Annotated in this window: 17 protein-coding genes; 3 read left to right on the forward strand and 14 right to left on the reverse strand. The window is 70.9% G+C overall.

Going from position 1 to position 19,782, the window contains the following annotated elements:
* Positions 1-133 precede the first annotated feature (133 nt).
* Both ACH34S_RS04525 and ACH34S_RS04530 read right to left on the reverse strand, forming a co-directional pair.
* Positions 134-1,990 (reverse strand): Xaa-Pro dipeptidyl-peptidase, encoded by a 1,857-nt coding sequence (locus ACH34S_RS04525; protein ID WP_395951082.1) that lies wholly within the window; start codon positions 1,988-1,990, stop codon positions 134-136.
* Between the two features lie 75 nt (positions 1,991-2,065).
* Positions 2,066-2,794: a TetR/AcrR family transcriptional regulator gene (locus tag ACH34S_RS04530; RefSeq protein ID WP_395951083.1), complete on the reverse strand. Its 729-nt coding sequence runs from the start codon at positions 2,792-2,794 to the stop codon at positions 2,066-2,068.
* Between the two features lie 97 nt (positions 2,795-2,891).
* Between ACH34S_RS04530 and ACH34S_RS04535 the strand changes: the two genes are divergently transcribed.
* Positions 2,892-3,635 (forward strand): siderophore-interacting protein, encoded by a 744-nt coding sequence (locus ACH34S_RS04535; protein ID WP_395951084.1) that lies wholly within the window; start codon positions 2,892-2,894, stop codon positions 3,633-3,635.
* Between the two features lie 4 nt (positions 3,636-3,639).
* Here the strand turns inward: ACH34S_RS04535 and ACH34S_RS04540 are convergent, their stop codons facing one another.
* From ACH34S_RS04540 to ACH34S_RS04575, 8 genes are all read right to left on the reverse strand, one after another.
* On the reverse strand, positions 3,640-4,914 hold the full coding sequence (locus tag ACH34S_RS04540) for a thymidine phosphorylase (protein WP_395951085.1): 1,275 nt from the start codon (positions 4,912-4,914) through the stop codon (positions 3,640-3,642).
* A gap of 4 nt (positions 4,915-4,918) precedes the next feature.
* Complete coding sequence (locus ACH34S_RS04545; RefSeq protein WP_395951086.1) at positions 4,919-5,323, reverse strand: cytidine deaminase; 405 nt, start codon at positions 5,321-5,323, stop codon at positions 4,919-4,921.
* A 4-nt stretch (positions 5,324-5,327) separates the two neighbouring features.
* A complete protein-coding gene (locus ACH34S_RS04550; protein ID WP_395951087.1) occupies positions 5,328-6,683 on the reverse strand; it encodes an ABC transporter permease in 1,356 nt (451 codons plus the stop codon).
* Positions 6,680-7,930 carry an ABC transporter permease gene (locus ACH34S_RS04555; RefSeq protein WP_395951088.1) on the reverse strand — a complete coding sequence of 417 codons (1,251 nt, stop codon included), beginning with the start codon at positions 7,928-7,930 and terminating at the stop codon, positions 6,680-6,682. The genes ACH34S_RS04550 and ACH34S_RS04555 overlap by 4 nt, the downstream gene beginning before the upstream one ends.
* Entirely contained in the window at positions 7,927-9,456 is a 1,530-nt protein-coding gene (locus ACH34S_RS04560) for an ABC transporter ATP-binding protein (protein WP_395951090.1), read from the reverse strand. Before ACH34S_RS04560 ends, ACH34S_RS04555 begins: the two co-directional genes overlap by 4 nt.
* 100 nt (positions 9,457-9,556) lie before the next feature.
* Entirely contained in the window at positions 9,557-10,615 is a 1,059-nt protein-coding gene (locus ACH34S_RS04565) for a BMP family protein (RefSeq protein ID WP_395951091.1), read from the reverse strand.
* Between the two features lie 210 nt (positions 10,616-10,825).
* Positions 10,826-12,070, reverse strand: a complete 1,245-nt coding sequence (locus ACH34S_RS04570) for a M20 family metallopeptidase (RefSeq protein WP_395951442.1) — start codon at positions 12,068-12,070, stop codon at positions 10,826-10,828.
* 508 nt (positions 12,071-12,578) lie between these two features.
* The gene (locus ACH34S_RS04575; RefSeq protein WP_395951092.1) at positions 12,579-13,745 is read right to left on the reverse strand and encodes a glutamate--cysteine ligase; all 1,167 of its coding nucleotides are present in this window, start codon (positions 13,743-13,745) and stop codon (positions 12,579-12,581) included.
* Positions 13,746-14,296: 551 nt separating this feature from the next.
* Between ACH34S_RS04575 and ACH34S_RS04580 the strand changes: the two genes are divergently transcribed.
* Both ACH34S_RS04580 and ACH34S_RS04585 read left to right on the forward strand, forming a co-directional pair.
* A complete protein-coding gene (locus tag ACH34S_RS04580) occupies positions 14,297-15,481 on the forward strand; it encodes a D-alanyl-D-alanine carboxypeptidase family protein (RefSeq protein WP_395951443.1) in 1,185 nt (394 codons plus the stop codon).
* Positions 15,482-15,598: 117 nt separating this feature from the next.
* Positions 15,599-15,982 (forward strand): nuclear transport factor 2 family protein, encoded by a 384-nt coding sequence (locus ACH34S_RS04585; RefSeq protein WP_395951093.1) that lies wholly within the window; start codon positions 15,599-15,601, stop codon positions 15,980-15,982.
* Here ACH34S_RS04585 and ACH34S_RS04590 read toward each other — a convergent pair.
* The 4 genes from ACH34S_RS04590 to ACH34S_RS04605 all read right to left on the reverse strand — a co-directional run bounded on the left by ACH34S_RS04590 (position 15,952) and on the right by ACH34S_RS04605 (position 19,772).
* Positions 15,952-16,953, reverse strand: coding sequence for a YihY/virulence factor BrkB family protein (locus tag ACH34S_RS04590; protein WP_395951094.1), 1,002 nt, complete (start codon positions 16,951-16,953; stop codon positions 15,952-15,954). The two genes, ACH34S_RS04585 and ACH34S_RS04590, sit on opposite strands and share 31 nt — an antisense overlap.
* Before the next feature lie 73 nt (positions 16,954-17,026).
* On the reverse strand, positions 17,027-17,662 hold the full coding sequence (locus ACH34S_RS04595) for a 2'-5' RNA ligase family protein (protein ID WP_395951095.1): 636 nt from the start codon (positions 17,660-17,662) through the stop codon (positions 17,027-17,029).
* The gene (trpS, locus tag ACH34S_RS04600) at positions 17,652-18,740 is read right to left on the reverse strand and encodes a tryptophan--tRNA ligase (RefSeq protein WP_395951444.1); all 1,089 of its coding nucleotides are present in this window, start codon (positions 18,738-18,740) and stop codon (positions 17,652-17,654) included. Before trpS ends, ACH34S_RS04595 begins: the two co-directional genes overlap by 11 nt.
* A gap of 18 nt (positions 18,741-18,758) precedes the next feature.
* A complete protein-coding gene (locus ACH34S_RS04605) occupies positions 18,759-19,772 on the reverse strand; it encodes a hemolysin family protein (protein ID WP_395951096.1) in 1,014 nt (337 codons plus the stop codon).
* Between the last annotated feature and the right edge of the window lie 10 nt (positions 19,773-19,782).

Below are 19,782 nucleotides of genomic sequence, written 5' to 3' on the forward strand. Positions count from 1 at the left end.
GGGCAGATGACGCTGCAGATCCTCGTTTTCGGGGGTGCTTGCGGAGTGGCTGGATGGTTCTTCGGGTTTCTGGCCGGGAGTCGGTGAAAAGGGAACGGCCCCGCCGAATGGGCGGGGCCGTTCTTTCTGGCTTCTAGCGGGTCAGGGGGAGGGTGAGGGTGCTTCCTCGTAGGTCGACGTCGACCTTGGTGCCCGCCGGGTAGCGGAGCGTGTAGGCGTGGTCGGTCGCGACGATCATCAGGCCGATGCGGTGGCCCTTCTTGAAGACGTAGTCGTAGGGCTGCATCGGCCAGGAGAACGTGTACTCCTTGCCGGGCTTGACCGGGGTGCTGTGCCAGATGGAGTTGCGGTTGCGGATGTCCATCCAGCCGCGCGTCACGATCTTGAAGGGGCTGACCTCGGTGGTGTACTTGCGGACGGCACGGCAGCCCTGGTCGGTGGGGATCGAGTCGCCGTAGCACCAGGTGTCGGACGTCCGGACGTAGCCGGAGATGCGCTCGTCGGTGCCGTAGTCGACCAGGATCGCCGACAGGTACGGCGACTTGCCGTTGATGGCGGCGCGGAGCTTGATTTCGGCGGTGCCGCTGAGCTTCACCGATTCCTTCAGCTCGGGCGTCAGGTAGATCAGGCGGTTGGGGTCGGACTCGTCCGGCTTGGCGGCCAGTTCCTCGGCCTTGCGGGACGGGTCGTCGACGAGGTGCTGGGTGCCGTAGCCGGGCTTGCCCAGGCCGGTGGAGTTCAGGCCCAGCCGGACGGGGCGGGCGTCGGGCGCGGGCCAGTCGCGGTGCGTTTCCCAGGTGCCCGGGGTGCGTTCCAGGTCGACCTTCGGCTGGCGCATGATGTCGTTGCGGACGCCGTAGAGCTCGTGCGCGAACCAGAGGTTCAGCGCTTCGAGCCATGCGCCTTGGCGGACGTCGAGGGGCTCGTCATGGGCGGCCTGGTGAATCCAGAGTTTCCGGTCCACGCCCGCCTTCTTCAGACCGTCCCAGAGAAGGGACATCTGGAGCGGCTTGACGTTCCAGTCGGCGAGGCCGCTGGTCATGAAGACGCTGGCGCGGAAATGCCGCGCCTGCTTGGCGAAGTTCCGGTCGTCCCAGGTGCGGTTGTAGTCGCCGGTGACGCGGTCCATCTTCTTCGCGAGGTCGTGCATGACGGGCGCGCAGATGGCGGGGTTCTTGCGGGACAGGACGACCTTGGCGTGCAGGTCCAGGTCTTCGCCCGCCCAGCCGTCGGGGGCGACCACGCCGCCGTTGGCGCGGTATTCGTCGTACCAGTTGGAGACGCCGGAAATGGACACGACTGTCTTGAGACCCTTGACGCGGGTCGCGGCGGCGGCGAGCGGCAGCGTCCCGTCGTAGGACTTGCCCGCCATTGCGGCGTTGCCGGTCGACCAGTTCGCCTCTACCTTCTTTCCGTTCGCGTCGTAGGCGACGGCGTCGCCGGTGAGCCATTCGACGACGGATTTCATGCCCTGGGCCTCGTTCGGGCCGACGGCGGTCGGGCAGCCGTCGGAGTCGCCCGTCCCGAGGGTGTCGGCGGCGAGGAACGCGTAGCCGCGGGAGACGAAATAGTTGTCGTAATAGGGGAACGCGTAATTCGGCGCGCCGGGCGGGCCCGGCGGGGGCGTCCACGGGGCGAGGCGCGGGTAGTCGGTGACGTCGGCCGGGTGGTAAGGCGTGTCGTGCAGGCCGCCGTAATAGGGGCTGCCCTCGATGATGGACGCGACCTTCAGGCCCTCGTTCGTCTCCTTCGGACGGGTGAGGTACACGGACACGCGGTCGCGTTTCCCGTCCCCGTCGCTGTCCACCTTGGTCTCGACGAAAATCTTTTCGCGAATGGCGTCCTTGTAGGAGAACACGGGTTGCGTCTTGCCGTCCTTCACGACGATGTGAGGACGTGCCGTCTCGGCATGGGCGGGCAACGACAAGGCGCCTACCGCCAAGGTCGCCGTGCCCACGAGTGCCGCGACGGGCAGGAGTGAGGGTCTCAACTTCCGCTCCCTGATCATTGAAAGAAACCTGATCAGCTTTCCAGAGCCGCGCGGACCTGCGTCAACGGTGATTGTTCACAAAGCGGAGGGCCGGGCCGGTGGCGGCTCGTAGTCGAGTCCGAGCAGTCCGGCCAGGTCCTTGAGACATTCCTCGAAAATGGGTTCCACGTCGGTGTAGATGTAGTCGAGCTGGTTCAGGACCTCCATGCAGAGCAGCCCATAGAGCCTGATCCAGCAGGTCGTGGTCACGTAGACGGCCTCGACGGGCAGCTTGACGCCCAGCTTGCCGACGTAGGCGCTCAGCTGCTCGCGGACGGCGGGCGGCAGGTCGTCCGGGACGGGGAACGGGGCCGTCTCCCACAGCGTCGCGATCTCCTCCTGGAAGACGAGCTCGAAGTCGCGTCCGGCCAGGTTGCGGGCGGAGTCGGCGCTGCGGGTGACCGTCGGCGGGACGTGGCTGGTGAAGATCCAGCCGAACTCGGCGGGGTGCGCGATCGCCCAGCCCCGCATGACGCGGCAGGTCGCCAGCAGGCGGGCGGAGACGCTTCCGTCGGCGCCGTGGGCGTCGCGGGCGGCGCGCATCTCGGCAGCCAGTTCCGCGAAGAAGTCGGCGGTCACGGCCTGGACGAGCTCGTCGTGCCCGGAGAAGTAGTGGTAGAGCGCGGGGCCGCTCATCCCGACCTCCCGCGCGACGGCGTTGATCGTCACGGCGGCGGTGCCCCGCGTGGTGAGGAGCGTGCGGGCCGCCTCGCGGATCTCCGCCAGGGTCTCCTGCCGGAGGCGGTCACGGCGGCTGGGGCTCATGAGTGTCCTTCCCGGGGTTCGTGGACGGGGCGTTGACAGTCTAGGGCTTCTATGTTTCCTTAATACCTCTAAATCAATCTAGAGGGGATAAGGAGTCATGGCCCGTAACCCGCTGAACCGGCTGGTCGGCAAGTACGCGATGGAGGCGGCGATCACCGAGGTCGGGGACGTCACGCCGACGATGAAGCGCATCCGGCTGGTCACCGAGGCGCCGATCGAGTTCCGCTACACGCCCGGGCAGCACGTCCGGATCCAGATCAACGACCCGCTCTCGCTCCACGGGCTGCTGCGTCCGGTGGAGACCCTCCGCAGCTACACCATCTGGGAGTTCGACCGGGACGCGCGGGAGCTGGAGCTCCGGGCCCACCTCTACGACGGCGACGGCATCGGGCTCCGGTGGGCGCGGGACGCGAAGCCCGGCGACGCGGTGACGTTCTGGTGGCCGCAGGGGGACTTCGCCGTCCGGGACGCCGACTACCACGTGTTCGCCGGGGACGAGACGGCGTCCGTCGCGTTCGGGCCGATGCTGCGGGAGCTGGACGCGTCCGCCCGGGTCTACGGGGTGCTGGAGAGCGAGACCCCGGAGGTCGACCCTCCGCTGCCCGGCCCGCACCGGCTGCGGCGCGTCCACCGGGAAGGGTCACCCGCGGCGTCGTCGAAGGTCATGCTCGACGCCGTGGCACGGCTCGACCTCCCCACGGCGCCGGGTGCCGCCTATGTGGCCGGGGAGGCCAGGACGTGCCAGATGGTCCGCGATCACCTGGTGCGCGAGCGTGGATGGCCGCGCACGTCCGTCAAGGTCAAACCCTTCTGGACGCCCGGCAAGCGCGGTCTGCACTGAGCGGCTAGGAGATCCGGTCGATGATCAAGGGGTGCAGGGCCGGGGTTCCGTCTTCCCTGATCTCGTACGCGCCTTCCAGGGATTCCAGGGCGCGGGGCAGGCGGGTCTCGTCGTCGGTGTGGAGGGTGAGGAGGGGCTGGCCTTCGGTCACCGTGTCGCCCGGTTTGGCGTGGCACATGATGCCCGCGGCGAACGAGACCGGGTCCTCCTTGCGGGCCCGGCCCGCGCCCAGGCGCCAGGCCGCCACGCCCACGCCGTAGGCGTCCAGGCTCGTCAGGACGCCGGAGGACGGGGCCGTGACCGTGTGGGTCTCGCGGGCGGACGGGAGCGGCGCGTCCGGGTCGCCGCCCTGGGCGGTGATCATGCGGCGCCAGACGTCCATTGCGGAGCCGTCCTTGAGCGCGTCGGCCGGGTCCTTGTCCGTGAGCCCGGCGGCGGCCAGCATTTCGCGGGCGAGGGTCAGCGTCAGCTCGACGACGTCGGCCGGGCCTCCGCCGGCCAGCACCTCCACCGACTCCGCGACCTCTACCGCGTTGCCGACCGCGTTGCCCAGCGGGCGGTCCATCGCGGTGAGGAGGGCGGTGGTGCGCAGGCCGTTGTCCGTGCCGATCGCGACCATGGTCTCGGCCAGCTCGCGGGCGTTCTCCACCGTCTTCATGAACGCGCCGGAGCCGACCTTCACGTCCAGGACGAGCGCCCCGGTCCCCTCCGCGATCTTCTTCGACATGATCGAGGAGGCGATCAGCGGGATCGACTCCACGGTGCCGGTCACGTCGCGGAGCGCGTAGAGCTTGCGGTCGGCGGGGGCCAGGCCGCCGCCCGCCGCGCAGACCACCGCTCCGGCGGTGCGCAGCACGTCCAGCATCTCGGTGTTCGACAGCGACGCCCGCCAGCCCGGGATCGACTCCAGCTTGTCGAGCGTCCCGCCGGTGTGGCCGAGGCCGCGGCCGGACAGCTGCGGGACCGCCGCGCCGCACGCGGCCACGAGCGGTGCCAGCGGAAGGGTGATCTTGTCGCCGACGCCGCCGGTGGAGTGCTTGTCGGTGGTCGGACGGTCCAGCGACGACCAGTCCATCCGCTCGCCGGAGCGGATCATCGCGTCCGTCCAGCGGGCCACCTCGGCGCGGGTCATGCCGTTCAGCAGGATCGCCATGGCCAGCGCGGCCATCTGCTCCTCGGCGATCGTGCCGCGCGTGTAGGCGTCGACGGCCCAGTCGATCTGGCCCGGGGTCAGCGTGCCGCCGTCGCGCTTGGCGCGGATGACGTCGATGGCGTCCAACCGATCACGCCCTCTCGATCAGGTCGTCGGGACCGAACGCGTCCGGCAGCACGGCCGACATGGGCAGGATGCCCTCCGTCGTCTCGATCAGGATCGACGCGCCGCCGTGCTCCCAGAGGAGCTGGCGGCAGCGGCCGCACGGCATCAGCGTGTTGCCGTGCCCGTCGACGACCACGACCGCGACCAGGCGCGGGTTCTCCCCCTTGCCGGGGCCGTGCAGCGCCGACACGACGCCGCACTCCGCGCACAGGGCGACCCCGTACGCGGCGTTCTCGACGTTGCATCCGCTGATGACGCGGCCGTCGTCCACCAGGGCGGCGGCGCCGACGGGGAAACCGGAGTAGGGGCAGTAGGCGCGCTTCATCGCCTCCCGCGCGGCGTCGCGCAGGGCAGGCCAGTCGATCTCCATCTCGCTATCGTGCCTCACCGCGCCGATACCGGAGCCCGTTCGCGGTGGGCATCCGGAGGCGCTGGCTCGCCAGGGCCAGCACGAGCAGCGTCGTCAGGTGCGGGAAGAACGAGACCAGCTCGCCGGGGACGAGGTCGCTCATCAGGAACCACGTCAGCAGCCCGGCCGCCGCGACCAGCGCCAGCACCGCGCTGATGTAGGCGTTGCGGACCTCGCGGTGGCCGAGATCGGTGACCGCGAGCGGCCGCAGCCGCGTCGCCCGCACCGTCTGGTAGACCGCCGCGCCCACCAGCAGGATCGTCACGAACAGCAGCAGCGCGTGGACGGACTCGCCGCCGCCCCGGACGTTCATCGCGTCGGTGTAGCCGAACAGCAGCGAGCCCGTCATCAGGCCACCGGGACGCCAGTTACCGAAGATCATCGCGGCGAGGCCGATGAAGCCGCGGCCGTTGGTCTGGCCGTCCTGGAAGAGGTTGCCCGCGACGACCACGAGGAACGCGCCCGCCAGGCCGGAGAACCCGCCGGAGATGATCACGGCCGCGTACTTCATCCGGTAGACCTGCACGCCCAGGGACTCGGCGGCGTACGGGTCCTCGCCGCAGGACCGGATCCGCAGGCCGAACGACGTCTTCCACAGGATCAGGAAGCTGAGCGGCACCAGCAGCAGCGCCACGAACGTCAGCAGCGACATCTCGCTGGTCAGGCCGCGCAGGATGCCCGCCAGGTCGGACACCAGGAACCAGTGGTGGTCCTCCAGCGAGCCGAGCCAGTCGGGGCTCTGCCAGCCGCCGATCTTCCCGCCGGACAGCACGGGCAACGTCAGCGTATTGATCGTGTCGACGGGCGGGGACTGCCGCGGCCCGCCGCCGAGCGCCTTCGCCTCCCCCTTGTCGAAGATCAGCCCGGCGAGGAACTGCGTCAGGCCGATGCCGAGGATGTTGATCGCGACACCGGACACGATGTGGTCGACGCCGAACGACACGGTCGCGATCGCGTGCAGCAGCCCGCCGAGCGCGCCGCCGATGATCCCCGCGAGGACGCCGATCCACGGGCCCCACTGGAAGCCGGCCCAGGCGCCCGTCCAGGTCCCGAGGATCATCATGCCCTCGAGCCCGATGTTGATCACGCCGGACCGCTCCGACCAGAGCCCGCCGAGCCCGGCCAGGAAGATCGGCACGGCGAGGCGGAGGGAGGCGCTGACCGTCCCGCTGGAGGTCACCGGGTTCGCGTCGTCGATCACGCGGACGAGGGAGAGGAGGACGAGGACGCCTGACGCGATCAGCGCGTAGTGCGGCCAGCGCAGCCTGCGCTTGCCGTTGGCGGGCTTGGTCGGGGTCATCGTCCCGGTCGCGGTGCTCATGAGGCGCTCCCCGTGCTGCCCGTGGCCCCGGGCGTTTCGCGGGCCAGGTCGTGGCCGGTGGCCAGCTCCGCCGCGACGGTGCGCTGCTGCAGCCGGATCTCCCAGCGCCGGACCAGCTCGTACACGACGACGACGGTCAGCACGACCACGCCCTGCATCACCCCGACGATCTCCTTCGGCACGTCCACCTCCTGGAGGATGTCGGAGGTCTGGTCGAGGAACGCGAACAGCAGCGCGGCGAGCGCCATGCCCACCGGATGGTTGCGGCCGAGCAGCGCGATCGTGATGCCCGTGAAGCCGAGGCCCGACGGGAAGTTCAGCGAGTACTCGTAGGACGCGCCGAGCAGCTCCGGCATCCCGATCAGCCCGGCCACCACCCCGGACGCGATCATCGTGTAGACGACCATGCGGCGGGCGTTGACGCCGCTGGCCTGCGCCGCGGGCTGGGACAGCCCCGACACCTTCAGATCGAACCCGAACCTGGTGTGGTTGATCACGACCCAGAACACGATGCCGACGACGATCGCGACCGGCAGCAGCCCGTACAGCTGGCCGGGCAGGTCGATGCCGATGGACGACAGCGCGCCGTTGAGCGAGCCGACCCGGCCGTCCTCCGGGATCTTCGGGGTCGCGACGTTGTTGCTGCCCGGCCGGAACTCGGCGAGCCGCTGGTCGTTCAGCAGGTAGGCGATCACGCCGGTCGCGATCGCGTTCAGCATGATCGTGGACAGCACCTCGCTGACCCCGCGGGTCACCTTCAGCACGCCCGCGATCGCCGCCCACACCCCGCCGACCACCATCGCCGCGACGATCACCAGCAGCTGGCCGAACGGCGCGGGCAGGGTGATCGCGCCGCCGAGCGCGGCGGCGAGGAACGCGGCGAGGCGGTACTGGCCGTCCACGCCGATGTTCAGCAGCGCCATCCGGAACCCGATCGCCACCGCGACCGCCGACAGGTAGTAGCGGGTCGCGCGGTTGACGATCTCGACGATCGAGTTCTCTTTGGTGCCGTAGTCGATCATGCTCTGCACGGAGCTGAACGGGTCGGCGCCGGTGATCCGCAGCAGGATCATCGTGATGACCAGGGAGATCAGCAGCGCCAGCAGCGGTGAGCCGATCCGCAGGACGAGGCCGGTCGGCCCCAGTCCCTGGATGATCGCCTTCCACGCCGGCACCGGCTCCGGAACACTGGGCGGCGGCTTCTCTTTCGACAGGTCGGGCTTGCCCGGGTCCTTCGGGTCGGTCATGAGTCGGCTCCGGCGCCGGTCATGGCGGAGCCGAGATCTTCGGGGGTGACGGTCCGCGGATCGACCTCCGCGACCAGCTCGCCCCGCAGGATCACATGCAGGGTGTCGGACATACCGATGAGTTCCTCAAGGTCGGCGCTGATCAGCAGCACGGCCAGCCCGGCCGCGCGGGCCTGCCGCAGGTGGTCCCAGATGGCGGCCTGGGCGCCGACGTCGATGCCGCGCGTCGGATGCGCGGCGATCAGCAGGCGCGGCTCGCCGGACATCTCCCGGCCGACGATCAGCTTCTGCTGGTTGCCGCCCGACAGCGCGGCGGCGGGCACGTCGATCCCGGGCGTCCGGACGTCGTAGGCCTGGACGATCCGGGTCGTGTCGCGGCGGGCGCCGCGCCGGTCGATCCACGGGCCGCGGACGTTCGGCGGCTGCGTCTGGTGGCCCAGCATGCGGTTCTCCCAGAGCGTCCCCTCCAGGACGAGCCCGTGCCGGTGCCGGTCCTCCGGGATGTAGGCGATGCCCGCCTCGCGGCGCCGCCGGGTCGGCCAGTGGGTGATGTCGTCGGCGCCGTAGCGGATCGTTCCGGCGTCCGAGTGCCGGATCCCCATGATCGCCTCGATGAGCTCGGTCTGCCCGTTGCCCTCGACGCCCGCCAGCCCGACGATCTCGCCGCGGCGGATGCGGAGCGACACGTCGTCCACGACGGCGCGGCCCTCCGGGGTGAGCACCTTCAGGCCGGAGATGTCGAGCTGGACGTCCTCGGTCACCGTGGACTCGCGCAGCTCCGGGGTAGGCAGCTCCGACCCGACCATCAGCTCCGCCAGCCGCCGCGAGGTGACCTCGCTCGGGGCCAGCCGGCTCGCGACGGTGGTGCCGCGGCGGATCACCGAGATCGTGTCGGCGACGGCGAGCACCTCGTCCAGCTTGTGCGAGATGAACAGCACGGTCAGGCCCTCGGCGCGCAGCTCGCGCAGGTTGCCGAACAGCTCGTCGACCTCCTGCGGGACGAGGACGGCGGTCGGCTCGTCCAGGATCAGCACGCGGGCGCCCCGGTACAGGACCTTGAGGATCTCCACGCGCTGCCGCTCGCCGACGCCGAGCGTCTCGACCAGCACATCGGGGGCGACGTGCAGCCCGTAGGCCTGCGACATCTCCTTGATCTTGGCGCGGGCGGCGGCGAAGTCGATGCCGCCGAACCGGCCGCGCGGCTCGGCGCCGAGGATCACGTTCTCCAGGACGGTCAGGTTGTCCGCCAGCTTGAAGTGCTGGTGGACCATGCCGATGCCGCGGGCGATCGCGTCGGCCGGGGTCCGGAACGAGACCTGCTCGCCGTCGACCTCGATGGTGCCCTCGTCCGGCCGCTGCATCCCGTAGAGGATCTTCATCAGCGTGGACTTGCCGGCGCCGTTCTCCCCGCACAGCGCGTGCACCTCGCCGCGCTCGATGGTGAGGTCGACATCGTGGTTGGCCACCACACCGGGGAACCGCTTGGTGATCGATGTCAGCCGCACGGCCGGCACCTGGTCAGGCACGAGTCTCCCCCTCCTCTTGACCTGTGACCGCACCGGGCGTCACCTCGCCGGTGACGCCCGGTGCGCGATTACGGCCGTGCGAAACGGGCCGGGGCCCGCGTCACGCCTTGGTCGGGACCGTGATCGAGCCGCTGACGATGCCGGCCTTCAGCTCGTCCAGCTTGGCCTTGATGTCGTCGACGTTCCCGCCGGTCGCGGCGTAGCCGACGCCGTCGTTCTTCAGGTCGTACTGCTTGGTGCCCGCCTGGAAGGTGTTCTTCGCGACGCTCTCCACGAAGTCGTACACGGCGAGGTCGACGTGCTTGATCATCGAGGTGAGGATCTGCTGCTTCACGCCGGCGACGGCGGGCTGGTTGTACTGGTCGGAGTCGACGCCGATCGCCCACTTGCCGGCCCCGCCGACGGTCTTGATGACGCCGATGCCCGCGCCGCCCGCCGCGTGGTAGATGACGTCCGCGTTCTGGTCGAGCTGGCCCTTGGCGGCCTCGTTGCCGAGCCCGGTGTCCTTGAAGCCGTTGAAGTTCGGCGGCTGGGTCAGGTACTTCGGCGGCAGGATCTTGATGCCCGGCTTGGCCGCCTTCGCCCCGGCCTGGTAGCCGGCGTAGAACTTCACGATCAGCGGCACGTTGACGCCGCCGATGAACCCGATCGTGCCGGTCTTGGACTTCAGCGCCGCGGCGGCGCCGACCAGGTAGGACCCCTGCTCCTCGGCGAAGCAGGCGCCGCTGACGTTCGCGCCCTCGACCTTGCACTGGTCGGCGTCCACGACGAGGAACTTCGTGTTCGGGAACTCCTTGGCGACCTTGATGATCGAGGTCGTGTAGGCGAAGCCGACGCCGATGACCGGGTTGTAGCCCTTGTTGGCCAGCAGCCGCAGGCGGGACTCCTTGTCGGCGTCCGGCTCGTCCGGCTTGGCGGAGATCTCCTCGGTCTGGACGTTCAGGTCCTTCTTCGCGCGGTCCAGCCCGGCGGCGGCCGAGTCGTTGAACGACTGGTCGCCGCGCCCGCCGATGTCGAAGGCCAGGCCGATCTTGAGGGACTTCTTGCCGTCCCCGTCACCCTCGCCGGTGTCGGCCTTCTTGCCACCGCAGGCGGAAGCGCTGAGCAGCACCGCCGCACCCGTCGCGGTGACGAGCGAAATCTTCAGTCCACGGCGCAAGGTTGCGCTCCTTCCGTTCCCACCCACGGGAAGGTGACCGCTCCGTCCGACCGGTCACCGAAATCGATCGGACGCTACCTCGCGAATGCGGGCAAACTTCCCGTGTGCACTGATTCGCAACAGGTCCGTTACCAACGCGTAGGCAACGCGCCACGGGCCCGCACGGCAGGCCAGCACCGCAGGTCAGCGGGGGGGGGGAAGATCAGGGAATCAGGCCAGCGCCGCACCCTCGATCGGTTCGGCGTCGCCGGGACGGCCACCCTCCCACAGCGCGGTCAGCGCGGTCGCGCTCAGCACCCGGACGCCGACCGCGAGGCAGCGCTCGTCGACGTCGAAGTCGCCGCGGTGCAGATCGTACTCGCCGGGCGAGCCGGGAGTGCGGACGCCGAGCCTGGCCAGCGCGCCGGGGATCGACTCCAGGTACCAGCCGAAGTCTTCACCGCCGAGGCTCTGCGGGGTGGGCACCACGCCCTCCTCGCTCATCACCTGCGCGGCGGCGTCCCGGAACATCTGGACGCTGGTCGCCTCGTTCACCGTCGGCGGGACGCCCCGGACGTACTCCAGGGACGCCTCCACGTCGTAGGCGGCGGCGACCGACTGCAGCAGCGCCTTCATCATCTCCGGCGCCCGGTGCCAGGCGTCGTCGTCGAGGCAGCGGACGGTCCCCTCCGCGATCCCGTCGTCGGGGATCGCGTTGGCGACGGACCCGGCCGACACCCGTCCCCACACCAGCGACAGGCTGGAGCGCGGGTCGACGCGGCGCGACAGCGCGGACGGCAGCTCGGTGACGATCTTGGCGAGGGCGTAGACGAGGTCGGCGGTCAGGTGCGGCCGGGCGGTGTGCCCGCCGGGACCGGTGACCTTCACGTACACCTTGTCGCAGGCGGCGGTGATCGGGCCGGTACGCAGCCCGAGCTGGCCGACCTCGATGCGGGGGTCGCAGTGCAGCGCGAACGCCCGGTCGACGCCCGCGATACCGCCGGCGGCCATCACGTCCAGCGCGCCGCCCGGGGTCTCCTCGGCGGGCTGGAACAGCAGCCGGACCCGGCCGGGCAGCAGCCCCGCCTCCGCCTGCTGCGCGAGGAACAGGCCCGCGCCCAGCACCATCGCGGTGTGGGCGTCGTGGCCGCACGCGTGCGCGACGCCCGGCACCGTCGACCGGTACGGGACGTCGGCCTTCTCGTCCTGGAGGGGGAGCGCGTCGATGTCGGCGCGCAGCGCGACCGTGCCGCCGTCGGCGGGGCCGACGTCGCAGAACAGGCCGGTGCCCTTGGGGAGGATGACCGGGTGCAGGCCCGCCGCGCGGAGCCGCTCGGCGAGCTTCCTGGTCGTGCGGTACTCGGAGTAGCCCAGCTCGGGGTGCATGTGCAGGTCGCGGCGGAAGGCGATCAGCTCGTCCTCGTGCGCGGCGAGGAAGGCGTCGAGCTGCGGTTGCAGCACCGCGCCGCCGAGCACCGCCGATCCGGCGGACGCGGCGCCCGGAGCCGGGGTCACCGGGACGATCTCGCCCGTCACGGGCTGCGCCAGAGTTTCGTCCGGGACCGTTCCTTCCTGGACGCTTTTGCCCGGAATGTTCTGCGGCACGTCCTCGCCACCGGGCGGACTCCCCGCCGCGGACGCCCTGGCGGCCGTGTCGCGGGCCACCGGCCCGGACGGCGGGACCGCCTCGTCACGGCGCCCGGAGCCCGCGGGCCCCGAGGCGGTGGGTGGTTCAAGGCCAGGCATCACCCCGGGCCTCGGATGTGTCATGTGCGCCCCCTGTGCGACGGCGGAGCCGGAGGGCCTCCGCCCTGTTGTCACCGTGTTGTCTTCGTTGTCTTCGCTGGAGTCCGCCGTGCGGCGGGCCGCGCGGCCGGGAAACGGCTCGCGGGCGGGCGGCGCCACGGGCGGCGCCTCGTGGACGGGAGCCGCCTCGTGGGCGGGGACGGCGGCACCGGGCGGGTTCCCCGGGACGGCCGGTTCCTCAGGCGCCGGCATGAGCGACCTCCCCCAGTGTGACGAACCTGTCCTCCGCGAGTTCGACGATCGCCGCGTCGACGATGTTCTCCAGCGTCCCGCCCTCGGCGCGGATGGCGCGCTGGCGCTCGTACGGGGCCCCGTGCTCCAGGACCTCGCCGGCCACCTTGAGCTCCTCGGCGCAGCCGAGCCGGTCGGCCACCGGCTCCAGCTCCCTGATCAGCTCGTACAGGTCGTCGCGGAGCGGGGCGGTGTTCCCGCTGTCGTCGGTGATGACGATGGCGTCGAGCCCGTAGCGGGTCGCGCGCCACTTGTTGTCGCGCACCACCCAGGCGGCCGGGCGGGGCAGCGTGTACCCGCGGTCGAGCTGCTGCTCGAACATCGTGACCAGGCTCTGGCAGAGAGCCGCGGCCATGCCGACCTCCCGCAGCGTCGGGATGCCGTCGAACATCCTGATCTCGACGGTGCCGAAGTCCGGATGTGGCCGGATGTCCCACCAGACTTCCTTGATGCTGCGGATAGTTCCAGAACGAAGCAGCGTGTCCATGTAATCCTCGAACGCCGCCCAGTCGTCCAGCAAGTGGGGAGGCCCGGCCGTCGGGAGCTGGCCGAACACGACCGCCCTGCACGACGCCAACCCGGTGTCGCTGCCGCTCCAGAACGGGCTGGACGCGGTCAGCGCCAGGAAATGCGGAAGGTAGGAGGACAGGGCGTTGACGATCGGGACCGCCCGCTCACCGTCGGAGACCCCGACATGGACGTGAACGCCGAACGTCTGGATGCGCCGCGCCAGCCACTGCATCTCCTCGATGAGCTCGGCGTAGCGCCGCATCGGCGCCATGACCGCGTCGCGCCAGTCGCTGATCGGGTGGGTGCCCGTGCAGGCGAGCGCGATGCCGCGTTCGGCGGCGGCGGTGCGGAGGGCGGCGAGCGTCCCGGTCAGGTCGGCCTTGGCCTCACCGACCGTGTGGGAGATACCGGTCACGACCTCGACCGTGGACTCCATCAGCTCGTGGCGGACCGGCGGATTCTCACCGTCCAGGCTGAGCGATGGCAGGGCGGCGAGCACCTCGCGTGCGTCCTGCCGCAGGTGCCTCGTCTCCGCATCGACGAGCTGGATCTCCCACTCGACACCGAGCGTCGCCCCGTCCGATGCGTTGAAGTCAATGGCCACGGCCAACCTCCGTCCACAATCCTTGCAGGTCGTTGCGTGGCACGTGGCGCAATTCAAGCCAGCGGGTCCCTAAGCCTGGACAAACGCCGGTCCAGGTCACGTGTTCACGTGTTCGCTCCATGATGGCGTCCGCGGTTCCCGCGCTGCCCGGTCTCCATGCCCTTTGCGGTCCAATTGACTCATGCGGACGGTCGGCGAGCACCCGGAGGCCCTACCTTTCGGTCATTGATCTTGTCTGCGGCACCATCCGATCGAACTAGTCAGTCCGTCCCAAAATACCGTCGATGACGGTGTGTCACCGATAGCGGTCGTCCCTTACATACCGTGGCGTCCCTCGGTGCTCCCCAGTGCGCCCGGCGTCGCCTACGTACCGCGCTTGCCGTGTTCGCGTCTGGGTACCCCTTCGCCGGATACGTCGCCTAGTCTTCGGGGGAGCCATGGGCGTCACGCGTACGCGCGTCGGGAGCGATCGGGCTTCCACGGGATCGAGGAGCGTCGGAAGCTTGCGAGCAGAGCGGCGAGAGCGGACCAGCGTCCGCCGCGCCCTGACGATGATCACAGTGCCACTGACCTCGGCGTCCCTCGCCACGGGCCCCGCCTTCACGGCCGCCCCGGCGACGGCGGCGCCCCTCCCGCGGCAGGCCGGGGCCGCGCCGGAGGAGACGGTCGGCGGGCCGCAGCTCGCCGGGCGCGGGATCGTCCTGAACAAGGCGCCCGGCGTCCCCGCGCTGCCGAAGATCAAGGCGGGCTCGTACCTGATCGCGGACGCCGACACCGGCGACGTCCTCGCCGCCAAGGACCCGCACGGCCGGTACCTGCCCGCCAGCACGATCAAGACGCTGACCGCGCTGGCCCTCGTCCCCAAGCTGGACCCGAACCGGCTCGTCCGGCCGTCGCAGCAGGCCTGCAACGTCGAGGGCACCAAGGTCGGCCTCACCCCGAAGATGAGCTACAAGGTCTCCGACCTGTTCCACGCGATGCTGATGATGTCGGCCAACGACGCCTCGGTGACGCTGGCCGAGGCGCACGGCGGCATGAAGCGGACGCTCGCCGACATGAACGCCGAGGCCAAGCGGATCAACGCCCTCGACACCCTGGCCGGGTCGCCGAACGGGCTGGACAAGGACCTCGGGCTGAGCGTCCGCACCCAGCACACCTCCGCCTACGATCTGGCGCTGATCCTGCGCGAGGGGATGAAGAACCCCGCCTACCGGCAGTACATGCAGGCGATCGACCACAAGTTCCCCGCGCCGCCGACGAAGAAGGAACGCAAGGCGGGCAAGAAGGTCGGCGGGTACCCGATCCACACCCACAACCGCATGATGCCGGGCGAGCGGCACGCCTACACGGGGATGCTCGGCGGCAAGAACGGCTACACGATCGCCGCGCAGCAGACCTTCGTCGCCCAGGCGCGGCGCGGCGGCCACACGATCGTGATCTCGCTGATGAAGGCCGACCGGCCGCCGTCGGAGTACGCGACCGAGCTGCTGAACTGGGGCTTCGCCGCCCGCGGCAAGGTCGAGCCGGTCGGCGCGCTCGTCGCCCCCGGCACCCCGGAGCGGGACAAGGGCAAGAAGGACGCCGCCGCCGACGGGGTGCTGCCGGACGCGCCGCTCGCCTCCGACGACGCGTCCAGGACGTGGCTGCTCATCGGCGGCGGGGCGGTCGGCGCGCTGCTGGCCATCGTGTCCCTGTTCGTCGTGCTGCGCCGCCGTCGCCGCCTGGAGTCCCGCTGAGGCCCGCCAGGGCGGGGTAAAGGTTCGCTCAGGGGCCTTCCCGCGCCCTGGCCCGACCGGCGCGGGCGGGCTTACGCTCGCGGGGTGTTCGGCGACTGCACACCTGAACATCCGAACGTGACCCTGCTGAAGGACGGCTACACCGCCTTCGCGAAGGGCGACACGGCGTCCATCCGCGGGCTGCTCGCCGAGAACGTCGTGCACCGCGTCCCGGGACGCGGCCCGCTGTGCGGGGAGTACCGGACGGCGGAGGAGGTCCTCGGCTTCTACGTCCGGCTGTTCGAGCTGTCCGGCGGGACGTTCCGCGCGGAGCCGTACGCGGTGATGGCGAACGAGGAGTACGGCGTGGGACTCGTCCAGACCTATGCCGAGCGGCCGGGGCGGCCGGGACGCGTCCTGGACGGCCGCGCGGTCGACTTGTTCCGCATCGTGGACGGGAAGATCACCGAGATCCGCACGCTGGCGGAGGATCAGTACGCCGACGACGCCTTCTGGTCCTGAGCCGGCGGCTCGGCGGGGGCGTCGTGCACGGGCGGGTCGGCCTTCTCCGGGTTGTCGGCGTCGGCGGTGAGGACGACGCGGCGGGTGGCCGTCCACGCGGCGGCGAACAGCGTGAAGCGCGACACGATGTTGATCCACACCATCAGCCCGACGAGGACGGCGAACGCCCCGTAGACCGGGTTCGCCGTCGTCCGCGCGATCAGCAGCGTCGCGATCAGCTTCAGCAGCTCGAAGCCGACGGCCCCGAACAGCGCGCCGCGGAAGATCCGCCGCCAGGGCGCCCGCGTGCCCGACAGGCGGGTGAACAGCACCAGGAAGACCACGGTGTTGAACGCGGTCGCGCAGGCGAGCGACAGCAGCCGCAGCCCGGTGCCCGCGCCGGTGACGTCCTCCAGCCCGAACCAGCCGAGGACGGAGTGCGTGGCCGACGTCGTGACCGTCGAGACCGCCATCCCGCAGATCAGGACCGCGCCGAGGAACGCCAGGACGGCCAGGTCCCACAGCCGCTTCACGGCGTAGTTCCCGCCGCCGCCCGGCTCGTTGCCCCACATGTCGCGGAGCCCCTCGCGCAGGACCTGCACCCAGCTCTGCCCGGTGACCAGCAGCGCGGCCAGGCCGATGATCCCGACCGCCGTCTTGGACTGCGCGATCTGCTCGACCTGGAGCTCCTCGGACAGCCCGGGCAGCAGCGAGTTCACCGCCCGGACGAAGTAGTCGCGCGCCTCCGAGCTGACGCCCACGAGGTAGCCGAGCAGCGAGTACGCCAGCGCCAGCAGCGGGAAGAACGACAGGAAGCCGTAGCAGGTGAGGGCGGCGGCGAGCCGGTCACCGCGCCGTTCCCGGTACCGGTTGAACGCCCGCGCCTGGTGGTCGAGCCAGGGGCGGCGCCGGCGGGCGTCCCGGAGCAGGCTCTTGCCGCGGCCGAACAGCGCCTCGCTCCCCCGCTGAACCCGGTTGATCACCTGCCGCATGTACCGGGCGTACCCACTCGCGGTCAGGAGATGCCGCGGACGGTAATCGGGCGTTAAAGGCTCCCAAATACCGTCAGGTGCCGCGTCCGGTGAAGACGAAGTCGCGCTGGGGGCGCCAGACGCCGTCCATGCCGTGCTCGTAGAGGGAGAAGCCCCACGCGTCGAAGTCGGCGCTGTAGCTCGCGAGCTCCTTGAACGCCTTGTCCATGACGTCGTCGGGCAGGTGGTGGGCGATGGTGACGTGCGGGTGGTAGGGGAACGGCAGCGGGCGGGCCAGCGGACCCGACAGAACCCTCGCCTGGACGCGTTCGCAACCACCGATTCCTTCGGCGAGCGCGACGAACACGACCGGGGAGACCGGCCGGAACGTTCCGCTTCCGCGGAGCTTGATCTGGAAGGGCTCCTCGGTCCGGGCGATCTCCCGCAGATGGTCCTCGATCACGCCGAGCGCCGACTCGTGCACCTCGGTCGGCGGGAGCAGCGTGATGTGCGTCGGGATCGCGGTCGCCAGCGGGTCGCCGAACGAGGCGCGCTTGGCCTGCAGCAGCGCGCCGTGCGGATCGGGGATCGGGATCGCGACGCCGATCGCGCGGACGCCCGGGGCCGTCGCCGGGACCCGCGCGGCGGCCGGCGGCCGGTCCGCGCGCGCGGAGGGCGCCTCCCCGGGGCCCTCCGCGGCGGCGTCGCCGGACGGGCGGTCAGCGACCACGTCCCACGAATCCCACCCGGTCGCGGACGGTCTCCAGCGTCCGCGCGGCGACCGTGGACGCGCGTGCGGCGCCCAGCGCGAGGACACGGTCGAGCTGCTTCTCGTCGTCCAGCAGCTTCAGCGTGCGTTCCCTGATCGGCGTGAAGGTGTCGACGACGAGCTGCGCGAGGTCCTTCTTGAACTGCCCGTACCCGGAGCCCGCGTAGCGGGCCTCCAACTCCTGCACGGACGCGCCGTCCAGCGCCGCATAGATCCGCAGGAGGTTGGTGATCCCGGCCTTCTTCTCCTCGTCGTACAGGACCTCGGTGCCGGTGTCGGTGACCGCGCGCATGATCTTCTTGCGCATCGGGCCGGGCTCCTCCAGCACGTCGATGATCCCCTGCGGGGAGGAGGCCGACTTGCTCATCTTGGCCTCGGGCTCCTGCAGATCGGTGATCTTCGCGGCGCCCTGCGGGATGTGCGCCTCCGGTGGGACGAACGTCTCGCCGAACCGGTGGTTGAACCGCTGCGCGAGGACGCGGGTCAGCTCCAGATGCTGCCGCTGGTCCTCGCCCACGGGCACGCGCAGCGCCCGGTCCCCCTCGCCGGGCTCCGGCGAGTACAGCAGGATGTCGGCCGCCTGCAAGATCGGGTACGTGAACAGCCCGACCGTGGTGCCGCTCGTCCCCTGCTTGGACGACTTGTCCTTGAACTGGGTCATGCGCCCGGCCTCGCCGAACCCGGTGAGGCAGCCCAGCACCCACGCCAGCTCCGCGTGCTCGGGGACGTGGCTCTGCACGAACACGGTGGCGCGCTCGGGGTCCAGGCCCATCGCGAGGAGCTGCGCGACGGCGACCTTCGTCCGGCGGCGCAGCACCGCCGGGTCGTGCTCGACGGTGATCGCGTGCAGGTCGACCACGCAGTAGAAGGCGTCATGCGTGTGCTGCATCGCGACCCACTGCCGCAATGCGCCCAGGTAATTGCCGAGGTGGAACGAGTCGGCGGTGGGCTGGATGCCGGACAGCACGCGGGGCTTGACGGCCCCGCCCGTCTGCTGGGACGGGCTGGTCGCTGCTGCTGGGCTGGACGCTTCGGGCATGTGCACGGACCGATTCTCTCAGGTGTCGCCTGGGGCCCCGCCGCGGGTGGCGCCGCTCGTGGCGGCCCCGGTGGCGCTGCTGGCGGCAGCGCCGGCGGCGGTTTCGCCGGTGCCCGCCCGCGGGGTCGCGGCCGGGGTGACGGGCGCCGCCGTGACGGCCTGCGGCGTCGCCCGCGGGGTGACGCGCACGCGGGCCACCCGGCGGCCGTCCATCCGGGCCACCGCGAGCCGGTGGCCGCCGGCCTCCACCGAGTCGCCCTCGGCGGGCACGCGGCGCAGTACCGCCATGATGTGCCCGGCGACCGTCTCGTAGGGCCCGGCGGGGAGCCGGATGCCGGTCTCGGCGGCGAAGTCGTCCAGGTTGAGCAGGCCGTCGACCTCGACCACACCGCCGTGCAGGCGCCGTGCCTGCGCGTCCTGGACATCATATTCGTCGCGGATGTCCCCGATCAGCTCCTCCACAAGGTCCTCCAGCGTGACGATCCCGGCGACGCCGCCGTACTCGTCCATGACGATCGCCAGATGGCAGCCCTCCCGGCGCATCTCCGACAGCGCCGGCAGCACCCGCTTGGACGACGGCAGGAACTTCACCGCCCGCACGAGATCACCGACCGGCTCGTCCCGTTCCGGCAGATCGGGGGCCAGCAGGTCGCGGATATGGACGAAGCCGATCACCTCGTCGTGGGACTCGCGGCAGACCGGAAACCGGGAGTGCGGGCTCCCGGCGGCCAGCCGCGCGGCGGCGGTCAGCGGGAGCGCCGCGTCCAGGAACACGACCTCGGTGCGCGGGACGAGCACCTCCCGCAGCGGCCGCTCCCCCGCCGCGAACACCTCCCCGATCAGCGCCCGCTCCTCTGCCGTGAGCTGCGTGTTCTCCGCCACGAGCGCCCGCATCCGCTCCGCCGTCAGCTCCTCGCGGAGCGCGCCGGGGTCGCCGCCGGACAGCCGGACGACGAGGTTGGTCGAGCTCGACAGCAGCCACACCAGGGGGCGCGCGACCCCCCGGGGCGCCCGCGGCGGCGTCCGGTCCATGCACTTCACC

The organism is Actinomadura sp. 3N508, from assembly GCF_044326375.1.
Classification (GTDB): domain Bacteria; phylum Actinomycetota; class Actinomycetes; order Streptosporangiales; family Streptosporangiaceae; genus Spirillospora.